The organism is Winogradskyella forsetii (assembly GCF_013394595.1).
Taxonomy (GTDB): Bacteria; Bacteroidota; Bacteroidia; order Flavobacteriales; family Flavobacteriaceae; genus Winogradskyella; species Winogradskyella forsetii.
Map to the genome: position 1 here is coordinate 3204725 of NZ_CP053348.1, position 15309 is coordinate 3220033.

Annotated in this window: 14 protein-coding genes; 2 read left to right on the plus strand and 12 right to left on the minus strand. The window is 30.4% G+C overall.

Annotation, left to right across the window (positions count from 1 at the left end; genetic code table 11):
- The first annotated feature begins 22 nt into the window (after window positions 1-22).
- Window positions 23-1273 (plus strand): T9SS type A sorting domain-containing protein, encoded by a 1251-nt coding sequence (locus tag HM987_RS13970; RefSeq protein WP_179008665.1) that lies wholly within the window; start codon window positions 23-25, stop codon window positions 1271-1273.
- 55 nt (window positions 1274-1328) lie between these two features.
- Window positions 1329-3779 carry a T9SS type A sorting domain-containing protein gene (locus HM987_RS13975; protein ID WP_179008666.1) on the plus strand — a complete coding sequence of 817 codons (2451 nt, stop codon included), beginning with the start codon at window positions 1329-1331 and terminating at the stop codon, window positions 3777-3779.
- A gap of 87 nt (window positions 3780-3866) precedes the next feature.
- On the opposite strand, the gene HM987_RS13980 is transcribed toward HM987_RS13975, so the two are convergent.
- The 12 genes from HM987_RS13980 to HM987_RS14035 form a co-directional block, all read right to left on the minus strand.
- Complete coding sequence (locus HM987_RS13980) at window positions 3867-4352, minus strand: hypothetical protein (protein WP_179008667.1); 486 nt, start codon at window positions 4350-4352, stop codon at window positions 3867-3869.
- Window position 4353: 1 nt separating this feature from the next.
- Window positions 4354-5334, minus strand: a complete 981-nt coding sequence (locus HM987_RS13985; protein ID WP_179008668.1) for a hypothetical protein — start codon at window positions 5332-5334, stop codon at window positions 4354-4356.
- A complete protein-coding gene (locus tag HM987_RS13990) occupies window positions 5309-5845 on the minus strand; it encodes a hypothetical protein (RefSeq protein WP_179008669.1) in 537 nt (178 codons plus the stop codon). The genes HM987_RS13985 and HM987_RS13990 overlap by 26 nt, the downstream gene beginning before the upstream one ends.
- Before the next feature lies 1 nt (window position 5846).
- Window positions 5847-7025: a hypothetical protein gene (locus tag HM987_RS13995; RefSeq protein ID WP_179008670.1), complete on the minus strand. Its 1179-nt coding sequence runs from the start codon at window positions 7023-7025 to the stop codon at window positions 5847-5849.
- Entirely contained in the window at window positions 7025-8965 is a 1941-nt protein-coding gene (locus HM987_RS14000; RefSeq protein WP_179008671.1) for a type II secretion system protein GspD, read from the minus strand. Before HM987_RS14000 ends, HM987_RS13995 begins: the two co-directional genes overlap by 1 nt.
- A 1-nt stretch (window position 8966) precedes the next feature.
- On the minus strand, window positions 8967-10376 hold the full coding sequence (locus HM987_RS14005; protein ID WP_306293667.1) for a GspE/PulE family protein: 1410 nt from the start codon (window positions 10374-10376) through the stop codon (window positions 8967-8969).
- 492 nt (window positions 10377-10868) lie between these two features.
- Window positions 10869-11285, minus strand: a complete 417-nt coding sequence (locus tag HM987_RS14010; protein ID WP_179008672.1) for a type IV pilin protein — start codon at window positions 11283-11285, stop codon at window positions 10869-10871.
- 75 nt (window positions 11286-11360) lie between these two features.
- Window positions 11361-12482, minus strand: a complete 1122-nt coding sequence (locus tag HM987_RS14015) for a type II secretion system F family protein (RefSeq protein ID WP_179008673.1) — start codon at window positions 12480-12482, stop codon at window positions 11361-11363.
- Window positions 12472-12975, minus strand: coding sequence for a PulJ/GspJ family protein (locus HM987_RS14020; protein WP_317167603.1), 504 nt, complete (start codon window positions 12973-12975; stop codon window positions 12472-12474). The genes HM987_RS14015 and HM987_RS14020 overlap by 11 nt, the downstream gene beginning before the upstream one ends.
- Window positions 12950-13309 (minus strand): hypothetical protein, encoded by a 360-nt coding sequence (locus tag HM987_RS14025; RefSeq protein WP_179008675.1) that lies wholly within the window; start codon window positions 13307-13309, stop codon window positions 12950-12952. The genes HM987_RS14020 and HM987_RS14025 overlap by 26 nt, the downstream gene beginning before the upstream one ends.
- A complete protein-coding gene (locus tag HM987_RS14030) occupies window positions 13287-14507 on the minus strand; it encodes a hypothetical protein (protein WP_179008676.1) in 1221 nt (406 codons plus the stop codon). The genes HM987_RS14025 and HM987_RS14030 overlap by 23 nt, the downstream gene beginning before the upstream one ends.
- Complete coding sequence (locus HM987_RS14035) at window positions 14494-15183, minus strand: toxin-antitoxin system YwqK family antitoxin (protein ID WP_179008677.1); 690 nt, start codon at window positions 15181-15183, stop codon at window positions 14494-14496. The genes HM987_RS14030 and HM987_RS14035 overlap by 14 nt, the downstream gene beginning before the upstream one ends.
- Between the last annotated feature and the right edge of the window lie 126 nt (window positions 15184-15309).

Genomic DNA, 15309 nt, shown 5'->3' on the forward strand with positions numbered 1-15309 from the left:
TTTTAAGATTCAATTCCCAAGAATGAGAACAAAGCTACTTTATCTTACTTTTATCATTATCACACCGTTAGCTTTTGCACAGACTACCTATGTACCAGATGATAATTTTGAGCAATACCTTATTAATGAAGGCTATGATGATGTCTTAGATGATTATGTACTCACAGCCAATATTGATACCGTAACGCAAATGGTGATTAGCAACCGTAACATTTCAGATTTAACTGGCATTGAAGATTTTACAGCTTTAAGCCAACTCAATTGTAATACCAATCAAATAAGTACTGTAGATTTTTCTCAAAATACAAACCTTACATTTCTTAGCTGTACCTTTAACCAAATAGATGGCACTTTAGATTTATCTCAAAACACCTTACTTGAGCAAATACATTGTAGAGAAAATTTAATCGATGAGTTAATACTGCCTGCAACCACCACTTTACAGGACCTAACGTTTTGGGATAACCAACTAACCTCACTAGATGTATCACAAAACCCTAACTTGGGCATATTAAGAGGAAATGATAATCTAATAAACGGCACTTTCGATTTGTCGCAAAACTTGGCAATACGCACTGTAGAGCTGAATAATAATAATATTGACAATTTAGTACTGCCAGAATCTAGCTCTTTGCTAAAATTATGGTGTCGAGAGAATCAATTAACTGAACTCAATGTGGGTGACCATACTGCCCTTAGAGAACTTCTATGTGGAAACAATCAAATTACAAACTTAAATTTATCCTTAAATACAGCCCTTGAAAGGTTGACGGCAAATAATAATTTACTAAGTAGTTTAGATTTATCTAATAATTCGAATTTGATATATTTAGGAGTTCCAAATAATAATTTGGATTATATATCTGTTAAAAATGGTAATAATTATAATTTTATTCAGATACCAAATTTTGTAAATAACCCTTTACTAACTTGTATTGAAGTAGATGATGCTGTTTTTTCCACAAATAATTGGACAGATATTGACTCGCAATCCTATTTTAGCGAAGATTGTTCTAATTTAAGTACAGATGAATTTAATGAAGTCAATGCGCTTATATTTCCAAACCCAGTTATAGATGAACTCTTTTTAAATTTTAAAACTTTAGAACACATCAATTACCAATTAGTAAGTCTAAATGGACGACTGGTATTTGAAGGCAGAATTACTAAAAAAAATGAGAGCCTAGATCTCTCTGAAATTTCTTCAGGTGTTTATTTTTTAAAATTACAAACCTTGAATCGTTCTATAATAAAGAAAGTTGTAAAACAGTAATTTTTATAATTTTCTTAGGCTTAAAACATACTATTAATCAATTAAATCTTAAATTATGAAGAAACAACTTTTCGGCATTTTATGCTTCCTCTTTATTTCAATTTCTTATGCCCAGATTATTATCCCTGGATGTACCTCTACTACTTGGGATGGTACTACTTGGTCTAATGGAGCTCCAAACGGTAATATTTCTGCTGTGATAGCTGGTGACTACAATACCTTAACGGATGGTAACTTTAGCTGTTGCGAACTTTTAATTAACACAGGTGTATTAGTTACAATTACTGATAATCTATTCATATCTGTTAGACGTAATGCCATTATAAATGGAAACCTTGTGGTACAAACTCAAGGCTCTTTTGTACAGATAGAAGATGGTACAAGTTTTAATTTAAACGGTAATGCTACCGTAAACAAAACAACTGCACCATATGATTCTGCAACAGAAGTTACCTATTGGTCACCTCCCGTAGAGGGGCAAACAATAGATGACGTTTTTGGAGCTACTTATGGGGGTTACCGATATTATTTTAAAACTGAAAATTTTGAGGATTCACAAGAGGAAATAGGAAATACGGGTGTATTTATAGCTGGACAAGACGGTTTTGACGACGATTATAATTCCTGGACTTTTGCTAATACTACGGATCCTGCTGAGACTGGAGTAGGTTACATCGCCAGACAAGCTCCTGGTACTCCAGCTGGTACGACAGACTATACTTTTTCAGGGCAATTTCATAATGGTATAATTACGGTACCAATTACCAGAAACGATGACAATCTTGCTAACGAAGATGAAAACCCAATTTTTATTGGTAATCCTTATGCATCTGGAATTAGCGTAGAAAAATTCTTTGAAGCTAACACGTACCACCCAATAAATAACCCAAATGGAATCATTGGTGGTTATGCGGCCTTTTGGTCTGCACATACACCTCCAAGTGGTAACAACCAAGGAGGTCAAGTACTTAATTTTTTAAATATCGATTACGCTTATATTAATTCTATGGGAGCAGTGAGACCAAGTAGTGTACAAGTCGGAGATCCTGATTATGATGATGTATTACCTAATGGTTCCATAGCTTCTGCTCAAGGTTTCTTTGTTAATTATTCTGATGATGCACCATCTGCAACAGGTGATATTATATTTAACAATGGTATGCGTGAAGTAGATGGTAATGAACAATTTTTTAGAACAGCTAACACTGGTGGTGATAACAAATTATGGTTAAACCTTAATAGTCCCACTGGTGTTAACCATAACATTTTGATTGGTTATGCTGATGCTGCTACGAGTGGAGATGACGGACAAGCCTATGATTTAAGAATGAGTACTCCACGCGGTGCATATGGAATTATTTACTCTAATATTGATGGATCTGATGAAAAATATAATATTCAGGGAAAAAACACCTATGATTTAAACCGCAGTGAAAAGATTTCTATAGGTTTATTTAATTCTGTAGAATCTGCCGAAGATGGTAGTGCAACAATAACAGAATACACAATTTCTATTAGTGATGTCAAAGGTGATTTTATGTCTAATCGCAAAATATACATCAACGATACTTTATTAGATATTTGCCATGATTTAACGGCGTCTAGTTATACGTTTACATCAGAGGTCGGTGAGTTTAATGACCGCTTTACACTTAGTTTTTTAGACTGTAGTTTCTCTGATACATGCAGTGCCGTATTTGACGAAGTCGCTAGCTTTGTTGAGAAAAGAACTCAATGTGGAAAATATACTATTAATTTTCCAGGAGGTTATGATTTTAGCGCAAACGACTTAGTTTTAACGCAAGATGGAGTCGATACTCAATTAACCGAAGACACCAACGTTTATTTCATTGAAAATGGTATAAATGAATTTACCATTTCTGTATATGATAGTAACAAACAATTATGTTATTCTAATGAGATTATTAGGGAAGTCGATTGCTTTAATGATAAATGTGGTGATTGTGAAGATGCTTATTATGATATCGTAGATTTAATTCAGGATAGAAATCAGTGTGGGAAATTTAAAATTGTATTTCCAAAGAGACTTAGAGATTGTTATTCGCTTGTTGTAGATGCTAATGGCATTATTATCCCAATGGAAGAAAATACGACTATTAGATATCAAGAAGATGGTATTTTTACTTTAAATATTACACTTTACGATAAAGAAACAGGTAAAGAATGCTATACTGGCTCAACTTTATTAACTGTAGATTGTTATGGCAGCACTAATAGAAATGTAAATAGTGATGATGAAGATACTATTGAATTCTCTAAAGGCATGAAGCTATTCCCCAACCCAGCAACTAACGAATTTACAGTTAAATTTGATGATGCTTCAGAAGTACTTCAACAACTTACTTTAAAGAATATTATGGGTAAAGTTCTTAAATTAAGTAACTCTGAAACGGTTCAACTTAACGGTTTAAGAACTGGTATTTACTTTGTAGAAATTGTAACTAAAGATGGTAACGTTTATAGAAAGCAACTAATTGTAAAATAAAAATGTATTTACCATAATTATATGAAAAATGAGAGAAGTGATTCTCTCATTTTTTGTTTTATTTAACTGGTAATTATACCATTAAGACTATAAGTTCTTTTTTATTATTCGTCTTTCGTTATTAAAGCTAACCTCAATAGAATCTTTATAAAACGAAATAATATTTAAGCTCTCCATAATCTCACCACTAATTTTATTTCTATAGAGCCTATTATCTATTTTAATTAGTAGCAATGGGTCATTAGACTTTTCTTGCTTTACAAATCCTAAGTATTGGATTTTTGGCCATTTTTGGTTAACTGGAACTTCTTTTTTTACTGTAAGACTATAAACTTTATTTGTAATAGATTTAGACGGCTTATTTAATGTTCCTAGAAATGGATCTCTTTCATAGGCTTTCAAATTAAACGTATCTTTTGCTATTAGAGGAATATCAATAGTTTCTTGAGATACAATGGTATCTGCTTCAATTGGGCTAGACACAAAAAAGGTATTTACAAACTTGTAAATTAAAACACCCCAAATTAAAGAGACAACAACAATAAGAACTCTATTTATATTCTTTTTAGACATTTTAGTTTATTACTATAGTGTTATATGTAGAAACCACTCCTTGGTTCCCTGCATCATCATTTGTCTTTACACGCCAGTAATAGTCCCCTACTTCTAAAAATGTAATACTCTGAGTGTCTAAAGATGTACTGTAAGTTTCAGCATTAGTAAAAGCTGTATTCGTTGCTATTTCTAAAATATGCGTTAATGGAGCATTTATGCTACCTAAATCAGTACCTGTGTCCCAAGAGAACACAACTTCAGTATTTATCACTGCAATTGCGTTATCCGCAGGGTTAATTAAGGCTGGTGTATTGGGTGCACTTGTATCTAAAAAGATACTTCTGCTTGCAAACTCAGTTTCTGTTACTGTAGTATCATTTATAGCTTTAACTTTCCATACGTACTCTGCATCTTCATTTAAAAATGTGCTTACAATAGTATGCGATGTATTAGTTATATCTGATTCTTGGTATACCGTTGCAGTATTGCCAGAAAGTTGTTTATCTAACTCAAAGGTATAAGAGTCTGCAGTAGCAATAGCTGACCAAGTTGTAAGAATACCAGAAGGTGAATTGGTATAATAATTATCAGTTGGTGTATTTAGAAAAATGGTTTGATTTGTTAAATCATCTGATGCTTCAATGGTAAAATTTACAGGAAAAGTATATGCGGTTTGATACGCAAAATTTTCACCTCTTACTCTCCATGCATAGGCACCAGGTCCTAAAGGATATTCTAAACTATTTGTAGGCACCAAAGAATCTAATATGATTACATTATTATTATTTTCTACTTGTATAGTATAATCATCTGCCCCATCCAAAGCATTCCATTGAAATAAAACTGAATTAGAAGTGATTATTTGACCAGAGGTTGGTGCAGTAGTGCTAACCATATCGTTAGTTAAATCTTCTTCTAAAACATCATCACAACCAAAGACGAAAAGGATTAAAATTACCACTGATATTATTAAGTTACCTACTTTGAATATCTTTCTCATAATTTTGAAATATTATTTTTGAATACAATTTTTCTGTTCGTGTTTTAAAATCTTTTTTAATAAAAAACGTAACGTTTACCAATCTAGAATAGGTGAATTTTTTTTCAAAATTATAAATAACCTCTAACAAATCTCTAAAAGAACCTTCTAGTGTTAATTGATTAGAATATATAATAAAATCGTTGTCTTTAGCGTTATGAACCTCTTCAATATTATCTACAGAAACACGATTATGATTATTGGTTACAAAATTTAATATCTCTTGCTGTACCAACTCTGGCTCAATACTTTCTTCACCTATTAAATTATTTAAAAACTTAATTTCTTTATCTAAAGCACTAACATCATTGGATGCCGAATTTATATAGTTTAAACGCTCATTAAGTGATTTACTCTCTTTATAAGAATCAATAGTTAAACTAAATGATCTTTTATAAGCACTAATACTTAATAAAACTCCGACGAGAATTAAGATAAAAAACTTTTTCTTGTATGAAATATTATCAAACATCTTATCTAATCTCTAGTTTTATTTCAAAATCGTAATTATTAGTTCTATTGGCTTGGTAGTTGATAATATCTGATTTTGAAATCCAATCAATCTTTTTTAGCCCTTTATACCAATCATTAAATGTTATATTTGAAGAAGATTCTCCTTTAATAACTATAATATTCTCTTCAAATCTTATCTTTTCTGAGGTTTTAATCTTTCTATCATAAGGGAACAATGAAAAGGTATTTAAAGTGATTGATTTTGGAATACTTATGGTTAATTCATTAATGTAATACGCTAAAAATCGAGAGGTAAAAACACCAGATTCATATAAAATTTCCTTTTTATTATCTCTATCTTTTTGAAGGTCTTTAATAATATCATACGTTTCTTGAACAGATTGTATGTTTGAATTTATACTTATTATTTCATTATTATAATGACCAAGCATTAAATAACTTATTAATAAAAGACTAAAAAAACCTCCGAGTAGCATAACCCCTAAAATTTCAAAATATTTTTTAAAATCCGCTTCCTCTTTATTGGCTTTGAGGAAATCATTTTCATATTGAAACGTTTCTATTGGGTAAAAATAGTTAATTGCTGAAGCTAGTAATGCCGTTTCTTTTTCGGATATTGCTTGGTTATCTATAGCTAGAATTTTATTCTTGTTTGTTGTTTCAAAACTTAACAGAATGTCATTATCAACTTTTAATTCGGTACTATTTGATATGACATTTTTGTCTTCTGAAAGTTTCGATAATAAAGTAGCTATAAAAGGACCTACACTATAATCTATAACTAATAAATTAGCAGCATTAAACATGCTAATATGCTCTAGTACTTTTTCTTTTCTTATTACAGAAATAAAAACATCCTTGTTTTGAATGTACTCGTAAAAATAAAAATCGTTTTTGTTTACATTTAATAAGGCTTTAGATCTATAATCTGAAATATGAGCTGTTTTTTTATTTAGAACCCCTTTTCCTGAAAAATTTAGAATTACTGGTGGCTTTTTTTCTAAAGCTTCTTCTACCTGATTAAATGATTTATATGAAGCCTGATTACTAATTATTAACTTATTGTTTTTCTGAGATACATTAACAAAAGTATAAGATATTTTTTCTGTTTCAAAATATATACCTATTACTACAATGGTATTATGTTTTAATAATATATTTATTAAACTACTAAGCATCAGTACTTTACCGTTGGTTTAATTAAAATATGAAGTTTTGATTTAGATTTCTTTTTAGCTCTACCGCTAAAAAACCATTTTATAACTGGAATTCTGGCGAGAAAAGGCACACCAGTTCCTGAGTTTTCCCTTGTTAGCTCATCTAAACCTCCCAACAGGGTCATTTCATTATTTTTTACCCGGATCTCAGAGTCAAAAGATTGTGTTGCTTTTCCTGGAGGTGCATTTTCACCAGCTCTACCTAAGAATGAGTTTTTTTCAACCCTAAGCTTTAGCGTAATTTGCTCATCTTTAGATACAAATGGTTTAATCGTAACGCTTAGATTAGCCTCCGTAGGTTTCCAAGTTCCAGATTGCGTAATTGTATTATTAATTCCTGTATTAAAAATGCTATTATTTTGCTCAAAATAATAATTCGTCTCTCCTATGGTTAACGTTGCCTCATGACCACTTAAGGTTGCTATTTTAGGCGTAGATTCTAACTTAATTACAGAGTTATTTTCTAAAAATTGCAAATTCGCATAGAACTGCTCTGTTACTTTACCTAAATTAAATATTCCAAAACCATTAAAAATATCAATTAATCCATTTACAGATTCTGCATTTAAGTTAACGTCTGTTGTAGGGAATAAAACACCTGAGGTAACTCTGTTTACACCATTAGGATCTAAGCCTGCTTTTAATCCTGTCTGGATGTCGTGAGATTTATTATACTGAACGATAAATACTTCTAATTGTACCATGGGCACCACTTTATCTATTTGATAAAGAAAAAGACGTAACTCTTCTATTTTTGGTTTTGAACCAGAAACAATTAACCCATTCAACTCAGGAAATTCCTTAATTTCTAAATTGATTTTTAGTTCTGTAGGAATAGAATTCATTACGGTTTCTATAGTTCTGTTTTCCAACTGTATTAATTCTGTTGAGCGTAAACCTTCTTCACTTCTATTTCCTATAAAATAAACCCCTGAAGCATCTTGATTATAAGTGAAATCTTTGCCTCTAAATACAATGTTTAAGAGATCTTCAAAACTAATCTCGGCAGCTACTAAAGTTGTTTCTATTTCCGTAGGCAAGCTGTACATATAATAATTTAGACTTAATTTCTCTGCAGCCTCCATTATAAGACCAGTTGCATTTGCTTCTCTGGCATTAATATTTAGAAAACCAGAGTCTGAGATTGTCACCTCATAAAAATCTTCAATACCTTCGGTACCTGCGCCACCTTGTACGCCTTTTCGTATTCTATTGCTTGATTGGCTAGAATTAGTTACAATCGTTTTTACTTCTTTTGGCGTTTCATCTTTTTGGATAAAATAGGATCCGTTTTCATTTTTGATTACTATTAAACCATTAGACTGCCCAATCATATCCATGATGTCATCAAATGGTCGGTTTTGAAAATAACCTGTTATTTTTTGATTCTTAGCATCAGGAGATACAATAACATTTCTGCCAGACTCCTTCGTTATCTTTTCGGCAACACTGGGTAAAGAATCATTTCTTAGATTTACGGACAAAAACTCATTTTCACTTCTGTATGTAATGTCTATTGGTTTTGCAATTACTTTTTCAGGTACTTTTTCTACTTCCTTTCGTTTTTTGAACACTATAAATTTGTTAACAAACTCGACCTCAATATTGTGCTGTTTAATTAAGAATAACAAAACTTCTTTTACTGGAACATCGAAATAATTACTTTCTACAATGGTATTTAATTGTGGGTCAACATCTACATTTAATCTGTGTTCAAGTGCTAAAGAGCTTATAAATGTATATAAATTAAGGCCTGTAACCTCTGATTCTACTCTTTCGTTAAGTCCTGGTTGCTGAAAAGCCACTACTTCTAGTTTTTCTTCAATTGTACTTAACGGTTGTTGCTGTGCCAGACTAATGGTGACAATAAACAACGTAAACATTACTATTACTTTCTTCATATTATCCATTGATCAATATCGAATAAACTTCTTCAAGTGATGTATCACCATTAGCAAATAATTTATACGCTTTATCTGATAATTTTTCTATATTTTCGATCCTATTTTGCTCTAGGTTTTGAGCATCTTTTTTAATTCTATTTGACAAGTCTTGATTGACAGGAATCACCTCATATATTGCTCTTCTTCCTTTATAACCTGTATAATAACATTCTTCGCAACCTTTAGCCACATAATGTTCAGTTATTTTAAATGGTACGCTATAATTTCTTGGTAGTTCATTGGCATTAAAATCATGTAATACTTTACAAGATGGGCATAATTTTCTTAGTAAACGCTGCGCAACAGAAACATTTAAAGTCTCTGCAATTAAAAAAGCTGGGACTCCCATATCTACTAATCTAGAAATTGTACCCAATGCAGAATTTGTATGTATTGTAGACAGTACTAGATGTCCTGTTAGTGACGCTCTAATAGCCATCTTAGCAGTTTCTGCATCTCTAATTTCACCTAACATAATAATATCAGGATCTTGTCTTAAAAACGAGCGTAATGCACTTGTAAAAGTTAACCCTATATCTTCTTTAAGTTGTACCTGATTTATTCCTTCAAGTGTATATTCTATAGGATCCTCAACCGTAACAATGTTACTTCTAATCTTATTTAAAAGTTTTAGTGTGGCATATAAGGTTGTTGTTTTACCAGAACCTGTTGGCCCACTAATTAACACTATTCCATTTGTGTTCTTAACACCTTCCAAGTAGATTTCTTTTTCTTCTGCTTCAAAACCTAATTGATCTAAACTGATATTTGAAGCATCTTTTCCCAATATTCGCATTACTATTTTTTCACCATGTAATGTTGGTAAAATAGAAACACGTAGATCAAAATCGCTATAATTTATTCTACCATCTTGTGGCAAACGTTTCTCTGTAATATCTAGATTAGATTTAATCTTAATTTTATTAACTAATTCTAAATAGTTTTCTTTTGGAATTCTATATTTTTCTATCAACAAGCCATCAATGCGCAATCGTACTCTTGCTTCTTTTTCATAAACCTCAAAATGAATATCACTACTCAACATTGCTTTAGCTTCATAAATGAGTTTTTCTAAAAAATCTTCGTTAGTTAAGTCGACGGATTTGTTTTGAATTTCATAATCATTTTTACGATAATAGACCGTTAAAGCTTTGGATATTTGATTTTCAGGAACTGTTACAAATGTTACCGAATACCCTAATATCATCTCTAATTCTTCATGATTATCATTTGGTTCAGATTCGGATATAAACAGAACTAATTCATTATTAGATAGCGCACTTGGAATCACTCCATAATGATGTGCAACTTCAGCATTTATTAATTGCTGAATTTCTGTTGTAATTTGTATGTCGCTACTAGTTATCAAATAATGTTATGGGTATAAAATAGTTCTTTAGATGTTATAGTATTGATAGCTATTAAGAGTATTAAATAAATTGACAAATAACCTGCAAGTGGCACGTGTAATTCTTTTCTCTTATTAAACAACAAATGGCATAACACCGAAAACAACATACCTGTAATAAAAAAAAGGATGTACGATGTGGAAAAAAATAAAGGAATTATCGCCACAAAAAAAACAATATCTCCTATGCCAATAGCTGTATTGACTGGATTAATTATTTTTTTAGACTTTATTGAAAAATATATAAATAAACCCAGCATTACTAAGAACAAAAAACTTAATGTAATTAATAACTCATTAAAACTGTGTTTTACATATACAAAACGAATAATACTTACTACAAACAAAATCACTGGTAAAATAAAATGTATTGCTCTATGCTTTATATCCTGAATTAAGATAATAAGTAGGATTATTACAAGTAATATATTAATTGTAAGTAGCAAAAACAGACTAATCTTTGACTGTTTCTAACAGAATTTTTCTATGGTCAATCTCCCAAGTATTGTAGTTTCCGTCATCATCAAAGTCTTTAATAGATATGGCTCTTGCTTTGAACGTATTTACAGAAGCATCTATAATTTCAATTTTATAAACCGCTTGACCTCCTTGATCTATTGTAGTTTCTTGCTCGAAACCTAGTTCTTCAAAACTTGAAGAATACTTAGAAAACCTAAAATTATAACTTTTCTCTAATCCGTATAGATGATTTAGCATTTTCTGAGCCTCTATACTTCTTGCTTGTGCAACCACAGATGTTTGATTTGGCAACACCATCATTAATAAAATACCTATTATAGCTAATACAATTAATATTTCGGTTAAAGAGTAGGCATCTAAATAGGCCTTTTTATTGATTTTATTCTTCATGATATTAATGATTTACTCTTGGATTTGAAACTCAAACCTTCATAAAAATAGCATTTTTTTTCAATATATACCTTATTAACCAATAATTTTACTTAAATCGAACATTGGTGAATACATGGCAACCATAATAACACCAACGATAAGCCCTATAATTATAATTATTACAGGCTCCAATACAACACCAATCATCTTTGTTTGGTGTTCAATTTCTTCATTGTATTGTTCTGATAATCTCTCAAACATATTGTCTAACTTGTTTATCTGTTCTGCCACTTTAACCATAGACACAAATTTGTGATCATAGACGGAATATTTAGACAAACTTTCTCCTAATGCGACTCCTTTTAAAATATCTGCTTTTACTTTACTTAAGCTAGACTCAATTGGGTAAAAATCAATCATCTTATGCGTTAAATCCAAAGACGTTACTAACGGTGTTTTTGCAGATAACAATAAACTTAGAGACTGACTTAAACGAGACATATATATTTTACGCAATAAGGCACCAAAAAAGGGCGTTTTTAAAACAACGCGCGATGTGACACGTCGATACCATTCTTTTTTCTTATTAAAAAAGTGAAATGCTATAATGGCTATAAGACTAAAAATAAAAACACCTGAAATTGTAGAAAAGTTATGAGATATATTTATAATTTTTTGTGTTAGTGGTGGTAATTCGGCACCAAATTGCTTAAATACTGAGGAAAACATAGGGACTACATTATTCATCATAAAATATAATACTCCAAAAGTTACCGCTAATACAAAAGAGGGATATGTAAATACAGATATGAGTTGTCTTCGCATTTTTATTTTTCTCTCAAAATATTTTTGCAACTCTATTAATACTTGATCTAGCTTTCTAGTTTCCTCACCAATTTTCACACTATAATATTCATAGGCTGAAAACTTTCTGCTGCTTTGCATAGCTTCATGCAAAGATTTACCTTGAATGACTTGATGTTTTATTTTTCCTATTAATTCCTTATCTACTTTACTTTTATACTGCTCTATAACTATTTCCAATGCTTGTTTAAAGTCTATTCCTGACTGTATTAAAATAGCCAATTCTTTATAAAAACGCTCTTTCTTTTTATCTGAAAATCCTTTTGAAAACTGAATTTCCTTACTTAGAAAACTGGTTTTCTTAGACTTAATCTTTACGGTTTTATTATATGATGACAAATCAATTCCCATAACTAAAAAACATTTGGTTTACTTGATTTGACACACCAACATCTTTAAAATAAACAGCCACAATATCTTGATCGAACATCGTATATGTTACTTCAAGATGCTTTATTTCATTATTAAACACCGACTGGCTCTCAATCATTTGAAAAGCTTTTATAGTTATTAAAAATGTATCCTTACCACCTAAATAACTTCGTGTTAATCTATTACTTTTATAGGTATAAGTTAAACTATCATTATTCACCATTAATGTTAACACACTGTCTGTATAGTCGATCTTATTTGAATTGTGAATATCTCTAGTTAAGACCGTATGTAATTGATTGTAATTATTAACAAGCTCCGTTTGATCGCTATATTGATACAATTGTTTAGATAACATTGTAAAAATTACGTACACCATAGCAATAATAATACTCATTATGGCTAAGCTTATTACCATTTCTAAAATGGTAAAAGCTTTAAAATTTTTATTCTGTAGTTTCAATCTGTTCAACTTTAACTAAATATTCTACTCGCTCTTTTTTTGTTTCAGTCTCTAAAACAAACACAATTTGTTTTAAAAATATACTATAATCGTTTATTGTCTTTTTTATCTTATAACTTTCAAAATCAAAAGTCTCATCCTCAAACAATTGCTGTTGTATCGTTTCCAAATGTAGTTCGCCAATTTTATGTTTGGCTTTATAATAGCTTACTTCATAATCAGAATCCAATAACTTCACATATACCAATGTTGCTATAAAGACACAAATAGATATAATTGTAATAGCCATTACAGATTCTATAAGCGAACTTGCTTTTAATTTATAACTCTTTAATAAGCTCATAAACTCTTGTATTGTCATTAAATAAAGGTAATCCAATAAAGTAATTCGGTTGTTCTAATTTATTAATCGTACCATTAACAATATGATTTTCATAGGTGGCACCACTTGTTTCTAAATAAAAACGATCTGTATATACTGTGCCAATGACTTTGCCCTTTAATTGTGTTTTGCCATAACAGTAAATATCTCCTAACACTTGCGCATCTTTATCTATAGTTATTAATCTATTTAAGGAAGCCTCATAAGTTTTACTTGTTAAAACGATGCCACCAGCAAGTTTGCTTTTTTCTCCTAAATACACGTTTAACGGCTTCTCTTCATCATCATTATCAATATAAATACTTGATGGATATAATAAGTTAACGTCTTTCATGACATGTACACGTTCTTTTGCAAAAATTTGCACATTACCATTAAAACCAGAATTAAGTGTCACTTTAGGTGCTTTTATGAGCACATCTTTTAATTGTGCCGTTTCTCTGATAACTAAAGAATCTTTAGATTCTATAACAAAGTTTCCAGATAACTCTATATCGCCAAAATCATATGTTTCTTCTACAATAACTCTAATTGTAGGTTGGTAAAAACTATTGTATAATGTCTTATTTTTTAATTCGTCGTAATAGAGTTCTTTTTCCACAACAGTTTGATTTACTGCAAGGCTTAATGTGGGTAATTTATCTTTGGAAACTCCAATATGTCCTTCTACCAATCTAGAACCTGTAAAACTTTGATTGTTGATATAGGCTTGTTCTACGCCAAAACTAGAAACCTTTACATCTCCAATGATTTTGGTTGTACCACCAATTTTTAGCTCCGTATTATAATCTGTGAGATACAGTGCTAATTTAGTATTTACCGTTTTACTACCTATTAATCCTGTTTTATAAATTGTATCGTTTTTAAAATAGGTTTTTGTTTTAATAAGATCATAAAATCCCCATTTAGAAATAGAATACGTCGTCGTTAGTCTATTATCATCACTATTAATAGATCCATTAGTGCTCAATTGTGAGGTATTAAGTTGATCTATAACTTTTAGAAAATTAGTCTCGCTATAATTAACGAGTTCATTCTCTAAAAAAAACTGTTGGTTAAGTCGGTATTGGTAGTTGAATATTAATATGAGGCTTCCACAGATTAATGAAACCACCAAGCAAATAAAAATAGCATAGAGCAAAGAACTAGCTTTTAACATTTTTTTTGTCTTTCTTAGAAAACAAGCGTTTAAAAAACGAATCTTTTTTAGGTTTAGAGTTTTTGTTTACTTTGTTTTGAGGCTTACTCTTTTTAGGTTTTATCTTATCCTTGTTATCTTTATCTTTTTTCTTAAAAATCCGCTTAAAGAAGGATGGTTTGTTAGTTTTTAAAGAGTCCTCAATTTTAATAATATCTCGTCTATAATGTAATGTGTCTTTGGTCACATGATTTATCCATCGACCTGTTTTTTTGTTACTTTTATACTTTCCGCTTATAATTAACAATCCTGTATCGTCATAAAGCTGATAAACACCATTTAATTTCCCATTACTATAATTTCTTATGGATTGTAATTGTCCATTTGCAAACCAACTTCTCCACTGTTTGGTTTTTAAGCCATAATTAAATTCACCCTTTTCTTCTAATTGATTAGTTATATAATACCTTGTGTAAGTGCCATGTAACAATTCTCCACTGTACTCCCCTTTAGATTGGAGAATCTCATTGGATTTGTACCAATAATAAGTGATATTACTAGATGGATTAAATTCTTCTGTTGTTACAGAAAAATCTTCTTTAAAAGTAGTGGACTGTATTTTTTTTTGATGTATTGTGCTTTTGTTGGCTCCACAGGAAAAAAATAAAGCAATAATAATCAGGTATTTTATCTTCATTTAATAAATATATACAAACGAAAATACATAATTTATTTATTTACTTATAAAAACATAAATTTTCAAGTAAATTTTGGTGCAGAAAAATCACCACTTATAACTCTATAGTGTTATTTTTTAGTTATT

What these genes read in the sequence shown, in the direction of transcription:
- HM987_RS13970 (WP_179008665.1), top strand. Translation starts at nt 23, where the DNA reads ATGAGAACAAAGCTACTTTATCTTACTTTTATCATTATCACACCGTTA.
- HM987_RS13975 (WP_179008666.1), top strand. Translation starts at nt 1,329, where the DNA reads ATGAAGAAACAACTTTTCGGCATTTTATGCTTCCTCTTTATTTCAATT.
- HM987_RS13980 (WP_179008667.1), bottom strand. Translation starts at nt 4,352, where the DNA reads ATGTCTAAAAAGAATATAAATAGAGTTCTTATTGTTGTTGTCTCTTTA.
- HM987_RS13985 (WP_179008668.1), bottom strand. Translation starts at nt 5,334, where the DNA reads ATGAGAAAGATATTCAAAGTAGGTAACTTAATAATATCAGTGGTAATT.
- HM987_RS13990 (WP_179008669.1), bottom strand. Translation starts at nt 5,845, where the DNA reads ATGTTTGATAATATTTCATACAAGAAAAAGTTTTTTATCTTAATTCTC.
- HM987_RS13995 (WP_179008670.1), bottom strand. Translation starts at nt 7,025, where the DNA reads ATGCTTAGTAGTTTAATAAATATATTATTAAAACATAATACCATTGTA.
- HM987_RS14000 (WP_179008671.1), bottom strand. Translation starts at nt 8,965, where the DNA reads ATGAAGAAAGTAATAGTAATGTTTACGTTGTTTATTGTCACCATTAGT.
- HM987_RS14010 (WP_179008672.1), bottom strand. Translation starts at nt 11,285, where the DNA reads ATGAAGAATAAAATCAATAAAAAGGCCTATTTAGATGCCTACTCTTTA.
- HM987_RS14015 (WP_179008673.1), bottom strand. Translation starts at nt 12,482, where the DNA reads ATGGGAATTGATTTGTCATCATATAATAAAACCGTAAAGATTAAGTCT.
- HM987_RS14025 (WP_179008675.1), bottom strand. Translation starts at nt 13,309, where the DNA reads ATGAGCTTATTAAAGAGTTATAAATTAAAAGCAAGTTCGCTTATAGAA.
- HM987_RS14030 (WP_179008676.1), bottom strand. Translation starts at nt 14,507, where the DNA reads ATGTTAAAAGCTAGTTCTTTGCTCTATGCTATTTTTATTTGCTTGGTG.
- HM987_RS14035 (WP_179008677.1), bottom strand. Translation starts at nt 15,183, where the DNA reads ATGAAGATAAAATACCTGATTATTATTGCTTTATTTTTTTCCTGTGGA.